The organism is Roseateles sp. GW821-FHT02E12 (assembly GCF_059421665.1).
In genome coordinates this window covers 1-15,632 of sequence record NZ_JBWKVK010000001.1, presented here as the reverse complement: position 1 = coordinate 15,632, position 15,632 = coordinate 1, and the positions used below count along the sequence as shown (strand labels likewise).

The window sequence follows — 15,632 nt, the reverse complement described above, 5'->3', positions numbered from 1 at the left end:
GTGCTTCGCACACTGCCCCCCGAGGGGGCACCAGCGCCCTTGGGGCGGCCCGGCGGGCGCTGAGCATGCGCCGCCGCCAAAGCTCCGCTACCTGGCTGCTGTTGGCCCAGCTCGGCCTGGTCGTCTACGCCAGCCTTTACCCCTTCTGGCCGTTGCGGGTGCCGCCGGGCCTGGGCCTTCCTTGGCTGTTTGGCCTGCCCTGGCCGCCGCGCTTCTGGGCCTTCGATGTCGAGGCCAATCTGCTCGGCTATATCCCGCTGGGCCTGCTGGGTTTTGCCGCGGCGATGCGCTCGGGCTGGGGCCTGCGCGGCGGCCTGCTGCTGGGCTTGCTGCCCGGGCCGGCGCTGTCCTTCCTGATGGAGACGCTGCAGTTCTACGTGCCGGGCCGCGTCCCTTCGCTGTCGGACTGGGCGTTGAACTGCGCTGGCAGCACGCTGGGCGCGGCGCTGGGTCTGTTGCTCAGCGCCCTTGGCGGGTTGGAGCGCTGGGAGGACGTACGCGACCACTGGTTCGGTGCCAGCAGCGCGCCGGCCCTGGCCCTGCTTGCGCTGTGGCCGCTGGCCCTGCTTTACCCGACGCCGCTCCCCTTCGGCCTCGGCCAGTGGCTGCCCTGGTGGCGCGAATCACTGGTCGACGCCCTCGCCGGCACGCCCTGGGCGCTGGAGTGGGGCGATGCCGTCACTGTCGAGCACGAGTTGCCGCCGGGCCTGGAGGCGCTGTCGATCGGGCTGGGGCTGCTCGCACCCGTGCTGCTGATGATCACCGTCGCCCGCCCCGGCCTGCGCCGCCTGGCCTTGGCCGGGGGCGCCGTGCTGCTGGGCCTGCTGGGCACGGCCACCGCGACGGCCATGGCCTTCGGGCCCGACCACGCCTGGGCCTGGCTCAGCGACGCCACGCGGCCTGGCGTCGGCCTCGGCGTCGGGCTGGCGCTGCTGGCCTGCCTGCTGCCGTCGCGCGTGGCGGCGGCCCTGGGCCTCTTCGTGCTGTGCGCCCTCATCGGGCTCATCAGCATCGCGCCCAGCGACCCCTATTTGACGCTGAACATGCAGGCCTGGGAGCATGGCCGCTTCGTCAACCTTTACGGCCTGACGCGCTGGCTGGCGTGGACATGGCCTTTCGTTGCACTCGTCTGGCTCGCCGCGCGCCTCGTGCAGAAACCCGAGTGAGAGAATCTCTGGCGATGAGTTACTACGAGCGCCACGTCTTCTTCTGCCTCAACCAGCGCACCAACGGCGAGTCCAGCTGCGCTGACCACGACGCGCAGGCCGGCTTCGATCACTGCAAGTCCCGCGTGAAGCAACTCGGCCTGGCTGGCAAGGGTGGCGTCCGCGTCAACAAGGCTGGTTGCCTGGACCGCTGTGCGGGCGGCCCCGTCGCCGTCGTCTACCCGGAAGCCGTCTGGTATTCCTGGGTCGACAAGAGCGACCTGGACGAGATCGTCGACAGCCATCTGCGTGATGGTCGGGTCGTCGAACGCCTGGTGCTGCCGGACAACGTCGGCCGATGAATTCGCAGACTGAAAAACGCCTCGTGCCCGGCCCGGCCGGCCAGATCGAGGTGGCGATCGACCTCCCGCCCGAGGGAGTCACGCCCGTCGGCACGGCCCTCATCTGCCACCCTAACCCCACGCAGGGCGGCACGATGGACAACAAGGTCGTGCAGACACTGGCACGCGCCTTCATCCAGCTCGGCTGGCGTGCTGTGCGCTTCAACTTCCGCGGCATCGGCAAATCCGAAGGTGGCTGGGACGAAGGCCGCGGCGAAGTCGATGACGCGCTGGCCGTGCTCGACGCCGTTCGCACGCCCGGTGAGGCCTTGATCCTGTCCGGCTTCTCCTTCGGCGGCTACGTCGCCTCGCGGGCGGCTGTCGCGCTCAGCGAGCCTGCGCAGCGCCTCGTCCTCGTCGGCCCCGCAACCAGCCGTTTCGACACCGCCCCCGTGCCGGCCGATACCGTGGTCATCCACGGCGAGGTCGACGACGTGGTGCCCCTGTCCGCCGTGCTCGAGTGGGCGCGGCCGCAGAGCCTGCCGGTCACTGTGGTGCCTGGCGTCGGCCATTTCTTCCATGGGCAGCTGCCGCTGCTCAAGTCCCTGGTGGTGCGTGCCTTCGATCCCACGAAGATCTGAGGCCGTGCCTGACCTGATCCGATGAAACGAATTCTTGCCTCACTTTTCGCCACGCTCGCGCTCGCCGCGCAAGCGCAGGCCCCGCAACCGCCCGAGATCGCCGCACGCAACTACGTGCTGATCGACCTGACCACGCACAAGACGCTCGCCGAACGCGAAGCCGACGCGTCTCAGGACCCCGCCTCGCTGACCAAGCTGATGACGGCCTATGTCGCCTTCGGTGCGCTGCGCGACAAGAAGCTGACGCTGGAGCAGACCCTGCCCGTGTCCAAGCGCGCCTGGGACGAGCGCAAGGGCGACCCGTCGCTCATGTTCATCGACACGACGATGACGCCCAAGGTCGACGAGCTGCTGCGCGGCCTCATCATCCCGAGCGGCAACGACGCTGCCGTGGCGCTGGCCGAGGGCGTGGGCGGCACGGTCGAGAACTTCGTGCAGCTGATGAACCGCCAGGCCCAGGCCTGGGGCCTGAAGAACACCGAGTTCAAGAACGTGACCGGCATGACCGAGCCTGGCCACAGGAGCAGCGCCCGCGACATGGCCATCGTGGCGTCGCACATCATCACGGACTACCCCGAGTACTACGCCTACTACTCGCAGCGCGACTACACCTTCAACAAGATCCGCCAGGACAACCGCAACCTGCTGTTGCGCCGCGACCCGACGGTGGACGGCATGAAGACGGGCTTCACCGACGCGGCCGGCTACTGCCTCGTGGCCAGCGCCAACCGCGAATTTCCCAACGGCAAGCGCCGCCTGCTGAGCGTCGTCATGGGCACCTCCTCCAAGGAAGCCCGTGCCAGCGAGAGCCAGAAGCTGCTGAACTGGGGCTACACGGCCTTCGACGCGGTCAAGGTCTTCGACGCCGGCAAGGTCATCGCGACCGTGCCCGTCTGGAAGGGCGAGGCCAAGGAGGTCAAGCTCGGCGCCGCCGATGCGATCTTCGTGGCCGTGCCGCGCGGCGACGGCAGCAAACTGCAGACCCAGGTCGAGCGCACCGACCCGCTGGTGGCGCCGCTGAACAAGGGCCAGCGCGTCGGCACGCTGCGCGTGACGACGACGGCCGGCGCGCCGGTGGCCGAGGTGCCGCTGATCGTGCAGGAAGCCGTGCCGGTCGCCGGCCTCTTCGGCCGCGCCTTCGACTCCATCCGCCTCTGGATCAAGTAGAAAAGCTGTGAACGAATTCCGCACGCCCGCTCGTCCCGCTGCAGAACTGCCACTCGGCGTTGCAAATGCTCGCCGCAGCACACGCTGCGACTGTGCTTTGCGCCTTGATTGGCAGCCCCGCAGCGGCCCGCTCGAACGCGCTGAATCCATCCACAGCTTCTGAGCGAGGACGCCATGAACCTGCCTCCCGATTTGCCTGAACTGCCCGAAGTGCCGCCCGAGCGGTCCCTCATCGAATACCCGTCGCAGTTCCCGATCAAGGTCATGGGCGCGCAGGTTGATGGCTTCGTCGAAGCCATCGCCCACGTCGCCCGGCAGTTCGACCCGGGCTTTGATGCATCGACCATCGAGCAGCGTCCGAGCAAGGGCGGTAACTACCTGGGTCTGACCATCACCATCACGGCGACCAGCCGTGAGCAGCTCGACGAGATCTACCGCACGCTGACCACGCATCCGATGGTCAAGGTCGTGCTGTAGGCCACGGTTTTGGCGCCCATCGCCGGGCGCAGCCAGGTCCTGGCTCTTAGAGTCTCGGCGCCCCAGAGAGGGGCGGCGACCGCCTGAAGGCGGCAGACGGAGGGCAGAAATGGACATCCATACGCTGGCGGTGGTGACTTGCCTGAGCGCCCTGGTCATGGGCCTGGGGATGGGCGCCTTTTACGCGGCGAGCCCCCAGGACCGTTGCCTCAGGGACTGGTCGATGGCCGGCCTGCTGTTTGTCTGGAACAGCGTGACGGCCTTTCTGTTCTCGCAAGCCAAGGCCGGGCCTGTGCTGATCGCACTGGCGAATGCCAGCGTGCTGGCCGGTCATGTCTTCATCCTGTCGGGCTTCCGGCGCCACGTCGGGCTGCCGCCGCTGACCGGCCTGGCGCTCTTCGTGGGCGCCGGCATGCTCGGCTTGCACGCGCTGCCAGCGTTGCAGGGCTCGGTCGAATCCCGCTGGCTGGTGGTCCTGCCGATTCACGCCGCCATCAACCTCTTTGGCGTCTGGATCATCTGGCGCTCACCAGGATTTCGCTGGCGTTCGCCTGCGACGCTGTTGCTGGCCCTGGAGGCCATCTATGTGCTCCAACTGGGCACGCGCTTCGCGGCGGTCACGGCCAGCCCCGGCTCGACGCTGCAGTTGCTGGGCAGCGACTTCGTCCAGACCTCCGGCCGATTGGCGCTTTTCCTCTTCACCTTGCTGGCATCGACGGCCTGCGCGCTGCTCGTGATCCGCAGCAAGGCGCTGGCCCTGCAGCAACTGGCTGAAATCGACCCGATGACCGGTTGGTTCAACCGACGCTCCATGTCGCGCCGGCTGGCCGCCGAGTTCGATCGCGCACGCCGGACCGCGGCGGGCTTTCATCTGCTCATCTTCGACATCGACCACTTCAAGTCGATCAATGACCGCCACGGTCACGCGGTCGGCGACCAGGCCATCCAGCACGTCACGTCGGTGGTGGCCCGTGAGCTGCGCGGGTATGACGAGCGCTTCCGCATCGGCGGCGAGGAGTTCGCCGTCTGCGTGCCGGGCGCGCAGGCGCAGTCGCTGGCAGAGCGTCTGCGCGCGCGAGTGGCGGACAGCCCGCTGTTGACCGAGCGCGGCCCGCTGGCGATCACGGTCAGCGTGGGCTACAGCGGCAGCGAAGCCGCTGACGCGGACTGGGAGGCCGTGCTGAACCGCGCCGACCAAGCCCTCTACCGCGCCAAGCGTGGCGGGCGCAACCGGATCGAAGGCCCGGCAGCGACGCCCTCAGACCTGGTCCTTGCCTGAGGCCTCGTTGGCCTGCAGGGCCTTGAGCTTGGCCTTGGCCGCGTCGTCGCCGTTCCTGGCCGCCACGTCGTACCAGTAGCGCGCCAGCCGCTCGTCTGCTTCCACGCCCGAGCCCGTCTCGAACATCGACGCGACGATGTACTGCGCGCCGACGTCGCCGGCCTTGGCGGCTTCCAGATACCAGCGGTGAGCCTGGGCCATGTCCTGACCGCGGCCACGGCCCAGGAAGTAGCAGGTCGCCGTGGCCAGCGCGCCGTCGCCGCTGCCGTGCTCCGCCGCGCGCTCGAACCAGCCGCAGGCGGCCTTGGCGTCGGGCTTGCCATGGCGGCCCTGCTCGATCATTTCGCCCAGCGCGTTCTCGGCCAGTGCGTGCTGCTGGGCGGCCGCGCGCTGCAGCCACTGCCAGGCCTTGGCGTCGCTGGCGCCGGGCAGTTCGCGGCGCAGATTCATCATAGCGAGATTGAACTGGCCCAATGCCTCGCCGCGCTTGGCGGATTCGGCAAAGCCCTTGGCGGCCACTTTGAGGTTGCCCTCGTCGTAGGCGGTCAGCGCGTCGGACAGCGGGGCGGCCCGCGCCAGCGAGGTGGCGAGCAGCAGGGCGGTGATCAGCAGGGTTTTCTTCATCAGGGCGAGTCGGCTCAGGCGCGCCGGGGCTTACAGCGCCTGCCTATGATGCCCGCATGATCGTCAAGACTCTCGGGCGGGTCGAATACCTGCCCACGCTGGAGGCCATGCGTGCCTTCACGGCGGCGCGCGTCGCCCCGGATGCCGATGACGTGCCGGACGAGCTCTGGCTGTGCGAGCACGCGCCCACTTTCACGCAAGGCCTTGCCGGCAAGCCGGAGCACCTGCTGCTACCCGGCGACATCCCCGTCGTCGCCACCGAGCGCGGCGGCCAGGTGACGTATCACGGCCCTGGTCAAGTGACGGCCTATCCGCTGGTCGACCTGCGGCGGCTGGGCATCTTCGTCAAGGAATACGTCTTCCGCCTGGAGACGGCCATCATCCAGACGCTCGACAGCTACGGTGTGACCGGCCTGCGCGTTGGCGGCGCGCCAGGCATCTATGTGCGCCCGGCCGACCCTGGCAGCCACGCGGCGCTGGCCGGGCCGAGTGACCCGAGCGACCCGTTCAAGGGGCTCGCCAAGGTCGCCGCGCTGGGCATCAAGGTCAGTCGCCACTGCACGTATCACGGCCTCGCGCTCAATGTCGCGATGGACCTGGAACCCTTCCAGCGCATCAACCCTTGCGGATACGAAGGGCTGGAAACCACATCCCTCGATAAACTCGGGGTTTTCACCGACTGGCCGACCGCGGCCGGGCGGCTCGCCGAGCGGCTCTCGGCACAATTTGAAGTCTCGACGCTTTGACCATGTCCGACACGACGACCACCTACGACCCGACGATCAAGCAAAAGGCCGAGGCCAAGACCTCGCGCATCCCGATCAAGATCGTGCCGGCCGAGGTGCTGAAGAAGCCCGACTGGATCCGCGTCAAGGCCGGCTCGCCGAGCACGCGCTTCTACGAGATCAAGCAGATCCTGCGCGAGCACAAGCTGCACACGGTCTGCGAGGAAGCCAGCTGCCCCAACATCGGCGAATGCTTCGGCAAGGGCACGGCCACTTTCATGATCATGGGTGACAAGTGCACCCGCCGCTGCCCGTTCTGCGACGTCGGCCATGGCCGGCCGGACCCGCTGGACGTGGACGAGCCGCTGAACCTGGCCAAGACGATTGCCGCGCTGAAGCTCAAGTACGTGGTCATCACCAGCGTCGACCGTGACGACCTGAAGGACGGCGGCGCCGGCCACTTCGCCGAATGCATCACCAAGGTCCGTGAGCTCAGCCCGACGACGCAGATCGAGGTGCTGGTGCCCGACTTCCGCGGCCGTGCCGACCGTGCGCTGAACATCCTGAAGGCCGCGCCGCCGGACGTGATGAACCACAACCTCGAAACCGCGCCGCGCCTGTACAAGGAAGCGCGCCCGGGGTCGGACTACGAGTTCAGCCTGAACCTGCTGAAGCGCTTCAAGGAAGAAGTGCCGGGCGTGCCGACCAAGAGCGGCATCATGGTCGGCCTGGGCGAGACGGACGACGAGATCCGCCAGGTCATGCGCGACATGCGTGCGCACAACATCGACATGATCACCATCGGCCAGTACCTGGCACCCTCGGGCCACCACCTGCCGGTGCGTCGCTACGTGACGCCGGACCAGTTCAAGCAGTTCGAGAAGGAAGCCTACGAACTGGGCTTCACGCACGCGGCCGTGGGTGCGATGGTGCGCTCCAGCTACCACGCGGACGAGCAAGCCCACGCGGCGCTGAACCCCACCGCCGTCTGATCAGAACGGCCGCGCGGGCCGGGGCTGCGGTGCCATCGGCGGCACTTGCGGCGACTCGTTCAGGCGCAGGAACTTGAAGCCCGCCAGCTGCGCCTTGTTCTGCCCGGCCTGGCGCGCATCGCGTTCGGCCATGCGGGCAATGAAGCCCTGCAACGTTTCCTCGCGCACTTGAGGTTCGGCCGAGTGCAGCAGGCGGCGCGACCCATCCGCGCCGGTGACGATGAGGCCGACATGCGAGGCCCACGAATCGCGGCCGCGGCTGGAGATCACGTTGACGAAATCGCCGTCCTGCAGCTGGGCCTCGATGGCCGCCACGTCCTGCTTGGCGACGTAGACATCGTCGAAGGGCTGGACCGGAATCTCGCGGTTGATCTTGAACTGCTTGAGCAGGAAGGCCTTGCGGTCGATGACCTGGCGGTAGGCCTGGGTCGGCACGCCCAGCGAGCGGGTGATGTCCTGCACCAGCCAGCCGTTGGCGATGTTCCAGTCGGCCTCCGTGTAGTGGTTGCGCGTGGCCGTGCCGATGACGCCGTCGCGGTAGCGGATGCGTTGCAGCATCCAGAAGAACTCCTCCCACGAGGCGCTCAGCGCCATCGCGTAGACATGCTCGGCGAAGACGACGCAGTCGCTTCTGCTCAGGTCGAACAGCGGCTGGCTGTCGTAGGTCTCGTAGGGGAACTCGCCGAGCAGGAACAGCTCGTACGGCTGGCCGATGTTCTTGCGTGCCAGGGCGGCGATGCGCTGGCGCAGCGCCGGCTGATCCAGCTGCTGCCAGGCCAGGAAGCGGCCCAACTCGGCGGGCTGCATCTGGAACAGCGGCTTGTTGAGCATGGCGCCCAGCTGCGCGGCGTCCAGGCCGACGCGGCGGGCCGCGTCGAGCTGGGCGGCCGTGGCTTCGATGCGCGGCGGCGGTGCAGGTTGCGGTGAGTGCGCGCAGCCGGCCAGCAGCAACGCGAGGGCCAGGGGTGCAAGGGTCTTGTGCATCGCCGCAGTGTCAGCCAGCGGCCTGGGTTGCGGTCATGAGAGCTTGTGGGCCACCCATAACGCCCTGACGGCAGGGGCCGCTCAGGCTTCGGCCAGCAACTTCTCGATGAGCCCGTGCAGCGCTGCGAAGTCGGGCTCGCCGACGTAGCGCTTGACGATCTCGCCGCGCTTGTTGATGAGGAAGGTCGTCGGCGTCATCTGCACCGGGCCGAAGGCCTGGGCGACGCTGCCGGTGTTGTCGATGGCCACGCCGAAGGGGAGCTTGCGCGTGTCGGCGAACCGGGACACGAAGGCCGGCGGGTCGTAGCTCATCGCGACGGCCAGCGTGTCCAGGCCGCGGGCCTTGTACTTGTCGTGGGTGGCAACGATCTGCGGCATCTCTTTCACGCAGGTCGCGCAGCTGGTGGCCCAGAAGTTCACCAGCATGACCTTGCCGGCCCATTGCTGCGAACTCGCCTTCTCGCCGTTCAGCAGCACGTAGTCGACGGCGGGCGCTTGTTCGCGGGCGCAGCCCGACAACGCGGCGGCGCAGATCAGCGCGAGGGCGGGAGCGAGGGTGCGGCGGGACAGCATGGGCCGGATTTTAGGCGCCGGCCCAATGCCCTCTGGTCTCTCAAGGCCGCTTGGCCAGCTCGAACATCAGCAGCGACGGCAGCGCGTCCGGCAGGTTGCGGCGCGAGATGCGCGCGACGCCGTCTCGGGTGGCCGTGGACAGCTGGGTGCGGTGCTCGCCGTCGAACATCTCGACGAAGCTGAAGTCCGGCGCATCGCGCCCTACGCCGGCGATCAGCTGCAGCAGGGGTTCGCTCATCAGCGCCGCGTCGAAAAGCAGTGCGTGGGGCAGGCCCTCGCGGCAGAACTGCTCGGCCTCGGCCACGTTGCCCACGGTGTCGATCAGCATGCCCATATGCCGCACCGCGGCCTGGGCCTCGGCGCGCAGCTCGCGGTTGGCCGACAAGATGAGCAACTGGCAGCCCGCCAGCGGGCGCGAGTTGCCGCCCATGCGCTCGGCCTCGGCTTCCAACTGGGCGTGCGTGCTGTCGGGCGCGGGCGGTGCCTCGTCGGGCGCGAGTTGGTTGAACTCCAGCGTCAGCAGCGTGATGCCCGACTCCTGCTCGCGCAGCGGCAGCACACCCAGCGTGATGGCCGTCTGCTCCAGCAGACGCCAAGCCAGGGAATCCAGCCCCGGCGTCGATGCGTGCGGGTCGGCGTCATCGCTGAGCAGTTCCAGCGAACGGTGGGCGAAGCGGCAGCTCAGGCGGGCCTTGACCGGCCAGGGCGTCAGGTCCAGCCGCAAATCAACGGAGGAATGCGTGTTGGCCAATGCCCAGTCCATCAGCGCGTTCAGCAGCGCGAAGAGCAGGGCGCCATCGGCCCAGATCTCGACGGGCTTCAGCGACTGGCGCACCTGCACGCCGCGCGCCTGGGTTTCGCGGCTGCGCTGGGCCAGCACGCTGCGCAGCATCTGCGTGAGGTGCTGGCGTTCCCGGTTCAGGCGCAAGCGGCCGGAGGCCAGCCGGGCCAGCTGCTGGCCGAGCATGCCTGCGGTGCGCGCGTCGTCCACACTGCGGCGCAGCAGGCGCAGGCCACGGCGGTCGATCTGGCCGGTGGTGGCGAGGTTCTGGATCTGTTCCAGCGCCGCGCTCAACGGCCCCGCGATCTCGGCGCCGAGCTGTTGGACGATATCCGCCCACTGGACCGGCGTCGGCTCAGGCATGACATCGTTGGCGGCACTAGCAGGTGCGGAAGAAGGCGGTGTGGACATGACCCCGGAAGACGAAACCGCGGCGGATGGTTCTAGGTTGTTGGCCCGCCGCGGTGTGAAAGCGCATGCTGAGGACAGGACGGCCCCGCCTCCATCCCCTGGGCAGGGGGAAACCCTTGGTTCAGGGGTGGGTTAGCCCTCAGGCAATAACACCGGCGGCGCGCCAAGTTGTGATTTCCTCCACAGAACAGCCGGCTTCTCGCAGCAACTCGTCGCTGTGCTGGCCCAACAGCGGCGGGGGGTGTCGATACGCCACCGGCGTGGCGGACAGCTTCATCGGGCTGGCGATGAGGCGCAGGTCGGGTGTCAGGGGGTGGGGCAGGGCAACCACGGCACCGCGAGCTTGCGCCTGCGGGTCGGCCAGCGCCTCACCAATAGAGTTGATCGAGCCACAGGGCACCTTGGCGGCTTCCAGCGCGGCCAGCCAGTCGGCCCGGGGGCGCTGGCGCATCGCCTCTTCCAGCTGCGGCACGAGGATGGCGCGGTGGCGCACGCGCTCGGAGTTGGTCGCGAAGCGCGGGTCGACTGCCCAGTCCCGCCGGCCGGCGATCTCGCAGAATTTGGCGAATTGGCGGTCGTTGCCGACAGCCAGGATCAGATAGCCATCGCTGGCCTCGAACACCTGGTAGGGCACGATGTTCTGGTGGGCATTGCCCATGCGGCCGGGCGCCTGGCCGCTGCACAGGTAGTTGCTGCCCAGGTTGGCCAGCATGGCGAGCTGGGTGTCCAGCAGGGCCATGTCGATGACCTGGCCCTGCCCGGTGGCGTCGCGGTGGCGCAGCGCGGCGAGGATGGCGACGGTGGCATACATGCCGGTGAACAGGTCGGCCACGGCCACGCCAACCTTCTGCGGCCCGCCGCCGGGCAGGTCGTCGCGCTCGCCGGTGACGCTCATCAGCCCGCCCATGCCCTGCACGGCGTAGTCGTAGCCGGCGCGCTCGGCGTAGGGGCCAGTCTGGCCGAAGCCGGTGATGGAGCAGATGACGAGGCCGGGGTGCTCGGCCAGCAGGCTTTGGGCGTCCAGCCCGTAGCGGGCCAGGTCGCCGACCTTGAAGTTCTCGACCAGCACGTCGACCTGGCCCGCGAGCCTGCGCACGATGGCCTGGCCCTCGGCAGTAGCCAGGTCAACAGCCAGTGAGCGCTTGTTGCGGTTGGCGCCGAGGAAGTAGGCGGCCTCCGAGGTGTCCTGGCCGTCGGCGTCCTTCAGATAGGGCGGGCCCCAGGCGCGGGTGTCGTCGCCGCTGCCAGGGCGTTCGATCTTGATGACGTCGGCGCCCAGGTCGGCCAGGGTCTGCGTGCACCAAGGGCCGGCCAGCACGCGGGACAGGTCCAGCACGCGCACGCCGGCCAGGGCTTGAGGAAGGGGCTTGTCTTGCATTGCGGAATTGTCGGCGGCCGGCTGTCGATAATTCGGCCATGCACCCGAGGACGACCGCCGGATTTGCCCTAATGCTGACCCTGCTGGCGGCCTGTCAGCCCGCGCTGAATTGGCGGGAAACCCGGCCGGCCGGGTCGGGTGCGGTGGCCCTTTTCCCCTGCAAGCCCGAGGTCGAGCAGCGCAAGGACATGGGGCTGGCCCAGTGCGAGGCGGCGGGCAAGCGCTTTTCGGTGTCCTGGGCCGACGTGCCCGATCCCACCCAGGTGGGCGCAGCACTGAAGGCCATGCCCCAGGCGTTGGCCGGCAAGCTCGGCCAGGCGCTGCCACCAGCCGCCGCCCTGCAGGTACCGGGCATGACGCCGATGCCCGAGGCCGCGGAGTACCGGCTGACCGGCGCCACCGGCGTCACGCGAATTGCCGTGTTTGCCCATGGCGTGCGGGTCTACCAGGCGCTGATGACGGCGGAGCGGGACGACGCGCCGGCCTGGGAGAGTTTTCGCGCCGGGCTGGGCATCGAGACCGCCCGCTAACATCCCTCCCCATGCCCAACTTGCTCGTGATCGCCCACGCGCCGCTGGCCTCTGCGCTGCGGCAGGTGGCCGAGCACACCTTTCCGGACTGCGCACCGACGCTGACCGTGCTGGATGTCCACCCCGGCATGTGCGCCGAGGACGTGGAGGCAGCCGCTCGAACGCTGATGGCGCAGGCCGGCCAGCCTGACTGGCTGGTGCTGACCGATGTCTTCGGCGCGACGCCCAGCAACGGCGCCCAGCGGCTGGCGGGGGAGCAGGTGCAGGTGCTCAGCGGTGTCAGCGTGCCCATGTTGTGGCGCACGCTCTGCTACGCCAGCCAGAAACCTCTGACCGAACTGGCCCGGCGCGCCATGCAGGGCTCGATCAGCGGCATCGTTGCCACGCCTCCCTTGCCTCCCGAAGAATGATCACCTCCACCCTCACCATCAGCAACAAGCTGGGTCTCCACGCGCGCGCCTCGGCCAAGCTGACCAAGCTGGCCGGCAGTTTCAAGTGCGAGGTCTACATGACCCGCAACGGCCGGCGCGTGAACGCCAAAAGCATCATGGGCGTCATGATGCTGGCCGCCGGCATCGGCGCGACGGTCGAGCTGGAGACCGACGGCGAGGACGAACAGGCGGCGCAGGGCGCGATCACCGCCCTCGTCAACGACAAGTTCGGCGAAGGCCAGTAAGTCCCGGCTCAGCCGGTGATGCGGCGAAAGCGCGCGGGCAGGTCGGCCGTGCGCAGCAGCAGTGGCAGGTCGGCGGTATTGAAGTCCGGATCCCAGGCGGGCTCGCCCAGCAGCTTGGCGCCGCAGCGCAGGTAGCCGCGGATCAAGGCCGGGGGCTCCACCACCAGGTCCTGGCGCAGGTGCGCGATCGGCAGCGGCAGGCGAGGGCGCACCTGGTAGTCGATGGGGGCGAGGTGGTCGGCGGCGATTTGCTTCCACAGGCTGGCCGCGAAATGGCCGCCATCCCGCATGCTGACGCTGGCGCAGCCGATGACGGTGTCCAGCCCGTTGCGGGCCATGAACTCCGCCAGCGCGCCCCACAGGGCAATGATGGCGCCGCCGCTGCGGTGGTCGGCATGCACGCAGGAGCGGCCGATCTCGGCCACGCGGGCGCGCATGCCGCGCAGTCGGGTCAGGTCGAACTCGGTGTCGCTGTAGAGGCCGCCGGCGCGCTTGGCGGCCGCAGGCGTCAGCACGCGGTAGGTGCCGACTACGGGGCCGGGCTCGCCGTCCTCGTGGCTGGCGCGCACGAGCACATGCTCGCAGTAGGCGTCGAAGAGATCGACGTCCAGGCAGGCCGGCGTACCTTTGGGTGGGGCCAGCCGTGCGCCCATCTCGACGGCGAAGACCTGGTAGCGCAGCGCCTGGGCTTCGCGCACCTCGGATTCGCTGCGGGCCCAGCTGACGCTGAGGCGGGTGGAAGAGGCGCGCGCCGGGCGCGGCAGGGCGAGGGCATGCGACGGCGCATGCATGATGACTTGACTGCGGTTCATGGCCGCCATGCTGAGTTGGCGGTTTGACGCGGCGGTGAAACCCTCATGAAAAAACCATGACTTGAGGGGGTCGCGCGACGCGCTACATTGGCCCCTCGATCTGCGGGGAGCGCTGATGAGTTTTCAGGTGTTCGGCATTGCGGTCTCTCGCGGCGTGGCCATCGGCCGTGCCGTGCTGGTGGCCTCCAGCCGCGTCGACGTGGCCCACTATTTCGTCTCGCCGGCCGAGATCCAGGGCGAGGTCGAGCGTTTGCTGCGCGCTCGCGACGCTGTCGCGCTGGAATTGACCACTCTCAAGGACGAACTGCCCGACGACGCGCCGCATGAGCTAGCCGCGCTGCTCGATGTGCATCTGATGCTGCTGCACGACGAGGCCTTCACCGGTGGCGCCAGCCACTGGATCGTCGAGCGGCACTACAACGCGGAATGGGCGCTGTCTGCCCACCTCGAAGTGCTGGCCCGCCAGTTCGACGAGATGGAGGACGACTACCTGCGCGAGCGCAAGGCCGATCTGGAGCAGGTCGTCGAGCGTGTGCTGCGCGCGCTGGCCGAGGAGCAGGGCGACACGCCCACGCCCGTCACGCCGCGGGACTTCGCGGGGGAGGACCCGCTGCTGCTCGTCGCCGCCGACATCGCGCCGGCCGACATGATCCAGTTCAAGCGCAGCGTCTTCCGCGGCTTCATCACCGACATCGGCGGCAAGACCTCGCACACGGCCATCGTCGCGCGCAGCCTGGACATTCCGGCGGTGGTGGGCACCCGTGAGGCTTCGCGCCTCATCAGGCAGGACGACTGGGTCATCATCGACGGCGACGCCGGCACCGTCATCGTCAACCCCTCGCCCATCGTGCTGGAGGAGTACCGCTTCCGCCAGCGTCAGAGCGAACTGGAGCGCGCTCGCCTGGGCCGCCTGCGCCACACGCCGGCCGTTACGCTGGACGGCGAGCACATCGAGCTGCACGCCAATATCGAGATGCCTGCGGATGCCGAGGCCGCCGTTCTGGCCGGTGCGACGGGTGTCGGCCTCTTTCGCAGCGAATTCCTGTTCATGAACCGGGACGGTGAGCTGCCGAGCGAGGACGAGCAGTTCGCGGCCTACAAGGCTGCCGTCGTGGCGATGAAGGGCATGCCGGTCACGATACGCACCGTCGACGTTGGCGCCGACAAGCCACTGGATCGGCTGACCGTCAACGAACTGCGCCACGAGCATGTGCTCAACCCGGCCATGGGCCTGCGCGCCATTCGTTGGAGCCTGGCCGAACCCAGCATGTTCCGCCAGCAGCTGCGTGCTATCTATAGAGCGAGCGCTTTCGGCAAGGTCAAGCTGTTGATTCCGATGGTCGCCCATCTGTCAGAGGTCAGGCAGATCCTCGAAACCGTGCGCAAGGTGCAGCAGCAGCTTACCGACGCTGGCCACGCATACACGCGCGTCGAGCTGGGCGTCATGATCGAGATCCCCGCAGCCGCCGTCATGCTGCCGCTCCTGCTGCGGCATGTGGACTTCGTGTCCATCGGAACCAATGACCTGATCCAGTACACGCTGGCCATCGACCGCGCCGACGAGGCCGTGGCCCATCTTTACGATCCCTGGCATCCGGCAGTGCTGCAACTGCTCAGCCAATCCATTTCCCAGGCGCGCTTGGCCGGCAAGGGTGTCAGCGTTTGCGGCGAGATGGCCGGCGACCCGGTCTTCACTGAACTCTTGCTGGCGATGGGGCTGCGGAGCTTCTCCATGCATCCCTCACAGATCCCAGCGGTGAAGCAGCGCGTGTTGCGCGCTGATATGCAACGCCTGGCTGCTGCACTGCCGGCCATTCTCGAGAGCGAGGATCCGCAGACCGTGGCTGACAAAGAGCTGGCTACCGCCAGAAGCGGGGCTGCTGCGGTGCACTGAGCGTGGTGGACGCAATGAGCAGCGTCTTGCGCTTATCTATATAGGTAGTGGTGAGCCTCGGGCGAGACTGAGGCCTGGCGCGGCGCGCCCTCGCCATCAATTCGCCGAACTTCTTGCGCTGCCTTAAATTCCTGTGCTACAGTCGTGGGCTTCGCTGCTGACAAAGCGCGGCGCTGACCGGAGACGGTAAGTGCGGCGGGTT

General features: G+C 68.4%; 18 protein-coding genes. 12 read left to right on the top strand and 6 right to left on the bottom strand.

What is annotated here, in order from left to right:
* Positions 1 to 65 precede the first annotated feature (65 nt).
* The 6 genes from AC07V5_RS00090 (at position 66) to AC07V5_RS00065 (ending at position 5,050) form a co-directional block, all read left to right on the top strand.
* On the top strand, positions 66 to 1,166 hold the full coding sequence (locus AC07V5_RS00090; protein WP_495113432.1) for a VanZ family protein: 1,101 nt from the start codon (positions 66 to 68) through the stop codon (positions 1,164 to 1,166).
* 14 nt (positions 1,167 to 1,180) lie between these two features.
* Positions 1,181 to 1,507: a (2Fe-2S) ferredoxin domain-containing protein gene (locus AC07V5_RS00085; RefSeq protein WP_495113431.1), complete on the top strand. Its 327-nt coding sequence runs from the start codon at positions 1,181 to 1,183 to the stop codon at positions 1,505 to 1,507.
* Positions 1,504 to 2,127, top strand: coding sequence for an alpha/beta hydrolase (locus AC07V5_RS00080; protein ID WP_495113430.1), 624 nt, complete (start codon positions 1,504 to 1,506; stop codon positions 2,125 to 2,127). Before AC07V5_RS00085 ends, AC07V5_RS00080 begins: the two co-directional genes overlap by 4 nt.
* 21 nt (positions 2,128 to 2,148) lie before the next feature.
* Positions 2,149 to 3,294: a D-alanyl-D-alanine carboxypeptidase family protein gene (locus AC07V5_RS00075; protein ID WP_495113429.1), complete on the top strand. Its 1,146-nt coding sequence runs from the start codon at positions 2,149 to 2,151 to the stop codon at positions 3,292 to 3,294.
* Positions 3,295 to 3,468: 174 nt separating this feature from the next.
* On the top strand, positions 3,469 to 3,771 hold the full coding sequence (locus tag AC07V5_RS00070; RefSeq protein WP_495113428.1) for a DUF493 family protein: 303 nt from the start codon (positions 3,469 to 3,471) through the stop codon (positions 3,769 to 3,771).
* Between the two features lie 109 nt (positions 3,772 to 3,880).
* Positions 3,881 to 5,050 (top strand): GGDEF domain-containing protein, encoded by a 1,170-nt coding sequence (locus AC07V5_RS00065; RefSeq protein WP_495113427.1) that lies wholly within the window; start codon positions 3,881 to 3,883, stop codon positions 5,048 to 5,050.
* On the opposite strand, the gene AC07V5_RS00060 is transcribed toward AC07V5_RS00065, so the two are convergent.
* Positions 5,030 to 5,674 carry a tetratricopeptide repeat protein gene (locus AC07V5_RS00060; RefSeq protein ID WP_495113426.1) on the bottom strand — a complete coding sequence of 215 codons (645 nt, stop codon included), beginning with the start codon at positions 5,672 to 5,674 and terminating at the stop codon, positions 5,030 to 5,032. The two genes, AC07V5_RS00065 and AC07V5_RS00060, sit on opposite strands and share 21 nt — an antisense overlap.
* A 56-nt stretch (positions 5,675 to 5,730) precedes the next feature.
* Here AC07V5_RS00060 and lipB point away from each other — a divergent pair, with 56 nt between their 5' ends.
* Positions 5,731 to 6,420: a lipoyl(octanoyl) transferase LipB gene (gene lipB, locus AC07V5_RS00055; protein WP_495113425.1), complete on the top strand. Its 690-nt coding sequence runs from the start codon at positions 5,731 to 5,733 to the stop codon at positions 6,418 to 6,420.
* Positions 6,421 to 6,422: 2 nt separating this feature from the next.
* A complete protein-coding gene (gene lipA, locus AC07V5_RS00050) occupies positions 6,423 to 7,391 on the top strand; it encodes a lipoyl synthase (protein ID WP_495113424.1) in 969 nt (322 codons plus the stop codon).
* Here the strand turns inward: lipA and AC07V5_RS00045 are convergent, their stop codons facing one another.
* The 4 genes from AC07V5_RS00045 to AC07V5_RS00030 all read right to left on the bottom strand — a co-directional run bounded on the left by AC07V5_RS00045 (position 7,392) and on the right by AC07V5_RS00030 (position 11,518).
* On the bottom strand, positions 7,392 to 8,375 hold the full coding sequence (locus AC07V5_RS00045) for an N-acetylmuramoyl-L-alanine amidase-like domain-containing protein (protein WP_495113423.1): 984 nt from the start codon (positions 8,373 to 8,375) through the stop codon (positions 7,392 to 7,394). It abuts the gene before it with no gap.
* An 81-nt stretch (positions 8,376 to 8,456) separates the two neighbouring features.
* Positions 8,457 to 8,948, bottom strand: coding sequence for a TlpA family protein disulfide reductase (locus AC07V5_RS00040; protein WP_495113422.1), 492 nt, complete (start codon positions 8,946 to 8,948; stop codon positions 8,457 to 8,459).
* Between the two features lie 40 nt (positions 8,949 to 8,988).
* The gene (locus tag AC07V5_RS00035) at positions 8,989 to 10,092 is read right to left on the bottom strand and encodes a hypothetical protein (protein ID WP_495113421.1); all 1,104 of its coding nucleotides are present in this window, start codon (positions 10,090 to 10,092) and stop codon (positions 8,989 to 8,991) included.
* A gap of 187 nt (positions 10,093 to 10,279) precedes the next feature.
* Positions 10,280 to 11,518, bottom strand: a complete 1,239-nt coding sequence (locus AC07V5_RS00030) for a CaiB/BaiF CoA transferase family protein (protein ID WP_495113420.1) — start codon at positions 11,516 to 11,518, stop codon at positions 10,280 to 10,282.
* Positions 11,519 to 11,589: 71 nt separating this feature from the next.
* Between AC07V5_RS00030 and AC07V5_RS00025 the strand changes: the two genes are divergently transcribed.
* From AC07V5_RS00025 to AC07V5_RS00015, 3 genes are read left to right on the top strand one after another with little or no spacing between them, the layout of a single operon-like run.
* Entirely contained in the window at positions 11,590 to 12,048 is a 459-nt protein-coding gene (locus AC07V5_RS00025) for a hypothetical protein (RefSeq protein WP_495113419.1), read from the top strand.
* A gap of 11 nt (positions 12,049 to 12,059) precedes the next feature.
* Positions 12,060 to 12,458, top strand: coding sequence for a PTS sugar transporter subunit IIA (locus tag AC07V5_RS00020; RefSeq protein ID WP_495113418.1), 399 nt, complete (start codon positions 12,060 to 12,062; stop codon positions 12,456 to 12,458).
* A complete protein-coding gene (locus AC07V5_RS00015; protein WP_495113417.1) occupies positions 12,455 to 12,724 on the top strand; it encodes an HPr family phosphocarrier protein in 270 nt (89 codons plus the stop codon). The genes AC07V5_RS00020 and AC07V5_RS00015 overlap by 4 nt, the downstream gene beginning before the upstream one ends.
* Before the next feature lie 8 nt (positions 12,725 to 12,732).
* Here the strand turns inward: AC07V5_RS00015 and AC07V5_RS00010 are convergent, their stop codons facing one another.
* Complete coding sequence (locus AC07V5_RS00010; RefSeq protein ID WP_495113416.1) at positions 12,733 to 13,536, bottom strand: GNAT family N-acetyltransferase; 804 nt, start codon at positions 13,534 to 13,536, stop codon at positions 12,733 to 12,735.
* 115 nt (positions 13,537 to 13,651) lie between these two features.
* Between AC07V5_RS00010 and ptsP the strand changes: the two genes are divergently transcribed.
* On the top strand, positions 13,652 to 15,430 hold the full coding sequence (gene ptsP / locus AC07V5_RS00005) for a phosphoenolpyruvate--protein phosphotransferase (RefSeq protein WP_495113415.1): 1,779 nt from the start codon (positions 13,652 to 13,654) through the stop codon (positions 15,428 to 15,430).
* The last annotated feature ends 202 nt before the right edge of the window (positions 15,431 to 15,632 follow it).

Bases quoted from the DNA above. Each gene is read 5' to 3' on its own strand.
- AC07V5_RS00065 (WP_495113427.1), top strand. From the start codon at position 3,881: ATGGACATCCATACGCTGGCGGTGGTGACTTGCCTGAGCGCCCTGGTC.
- AC07V5_RS00045 (WP_495113423.1), bottom strand. From the start codon at position 8,375: ATGCACAAGACCCTTGCACCCCTGGCCCTCGCGTTGCTGCTGGCCGGC.
- ptsP (WP_495113415.1), top strand. From the start codon at position 13,652: ATGAGTTTTCAGGTGTTCGGCATTGCGGTCTCTCGCGGCGTGGCCATC.
- AC07V5_RS00035 (WP_495113421.1), bottom strand. From the start codon at position 10,092: ATGCCTGAGCCGACGCCGGTCCAGTGGGCGGATATCGTCCAACAGCTC.
- lipB (WP_495113425.1), top strand. From the start codon at position 5,731: ATGATCGTCAAGACTCTCGGGCGGGTCGAATACCTGCCCACGCTGGAG.
- AC07V5_RS00060 (WP_495113426.1), bottom strand. From the start codon at position 5,674: ATGAAGAAAACCCTGCTGATCACCGCCCTGCTGCTCGCCACCTCGCTG.
- AC07V5_RS00030 (WP_495113420.1), bottom strand. From the start codon at position 11,518: ATGCAAGACAAGCCCCTTCCTCAAGCCCTGGCCGGCGTGCGCGTGCTG.
- lipA (WP_495113424.1), top strand. From the start codon at position 6,423: ATGTCCGACACGACGACCACCTACGACCCGACGATCAAGCAAAAGGCC.
- AC07V5_RS00070 (WP_495113428.1), top strand. From the start codon at position 3,469: ATGAACCTGCCTCCCGATTTGCCTGAACTGCCCGAAGTGCCGCCCGAG.
- AC07V5_RS00085 (WP_495113431.1), top strand. From the start codon at position 1,181: ATGAGTTACTACGAGCGCCACGTCTTCTTCTGCCTCAACCAGCGCACC.
- AC07V5_RS00015 (WP_495113417.1), top strand. From the start codon at position 12,455: ATGATCACCTCCACCCTCACCATCAGCAACAAGCTGGGTCTCCACGCG.
- AC07V5_RS00090 (WP_495113432.1), top strand. From the start codon at position 66: ATGCGCCGCCGCCAAAGCTCCGCTACCTGGCTGCTGTTGGCCCAGCTC.
- AC07V5_RS00025 (WP_495113419.1), top strand. From the start codon at position 11,590: ATGCTGACCCTGCTGGCGGCCTGTCAGCCCGCGCTGAATTGGCGGGAA.
- AC07V5_RS00080 (WP_495113430.1), top strand. From the start codon at position 1,504: ATGAATTCGCAGACTGAAAAACGCCTCGTGCCCGGCCCGGCCGGCCAG.
- AC07V5_RS00010 (WP_495113416.1), bottom strand. From the start codon at position 13,536: ATGAACCGCAGTCAAGTCATCATGCATGCGCCGTCGCATGCCCTCGCC.
- AC07V5_RS00020 (WP_495113418.1), top strand. From the start codon at position 12,060: ATGCCCAACTTGCTCGTGATCGCCCACGCGCCGCTGGCCTCTGCGCTG.
- AC07V5_RS00075 (WP_495113429.1), top strand. From the start codon at position 2,149: ATGAAACGAATTCTTGCCTCACTTTTCGCCACGCTCGCGCTCGCCGCG.
- AC07V5_RS00040 (WP_495113422.1), bottom strand. From the start codon at position 8,948: ATGCTGTCCCGCCGCACCCTCGCTCCCGCCCTCGCGCTGATCTGCGCC.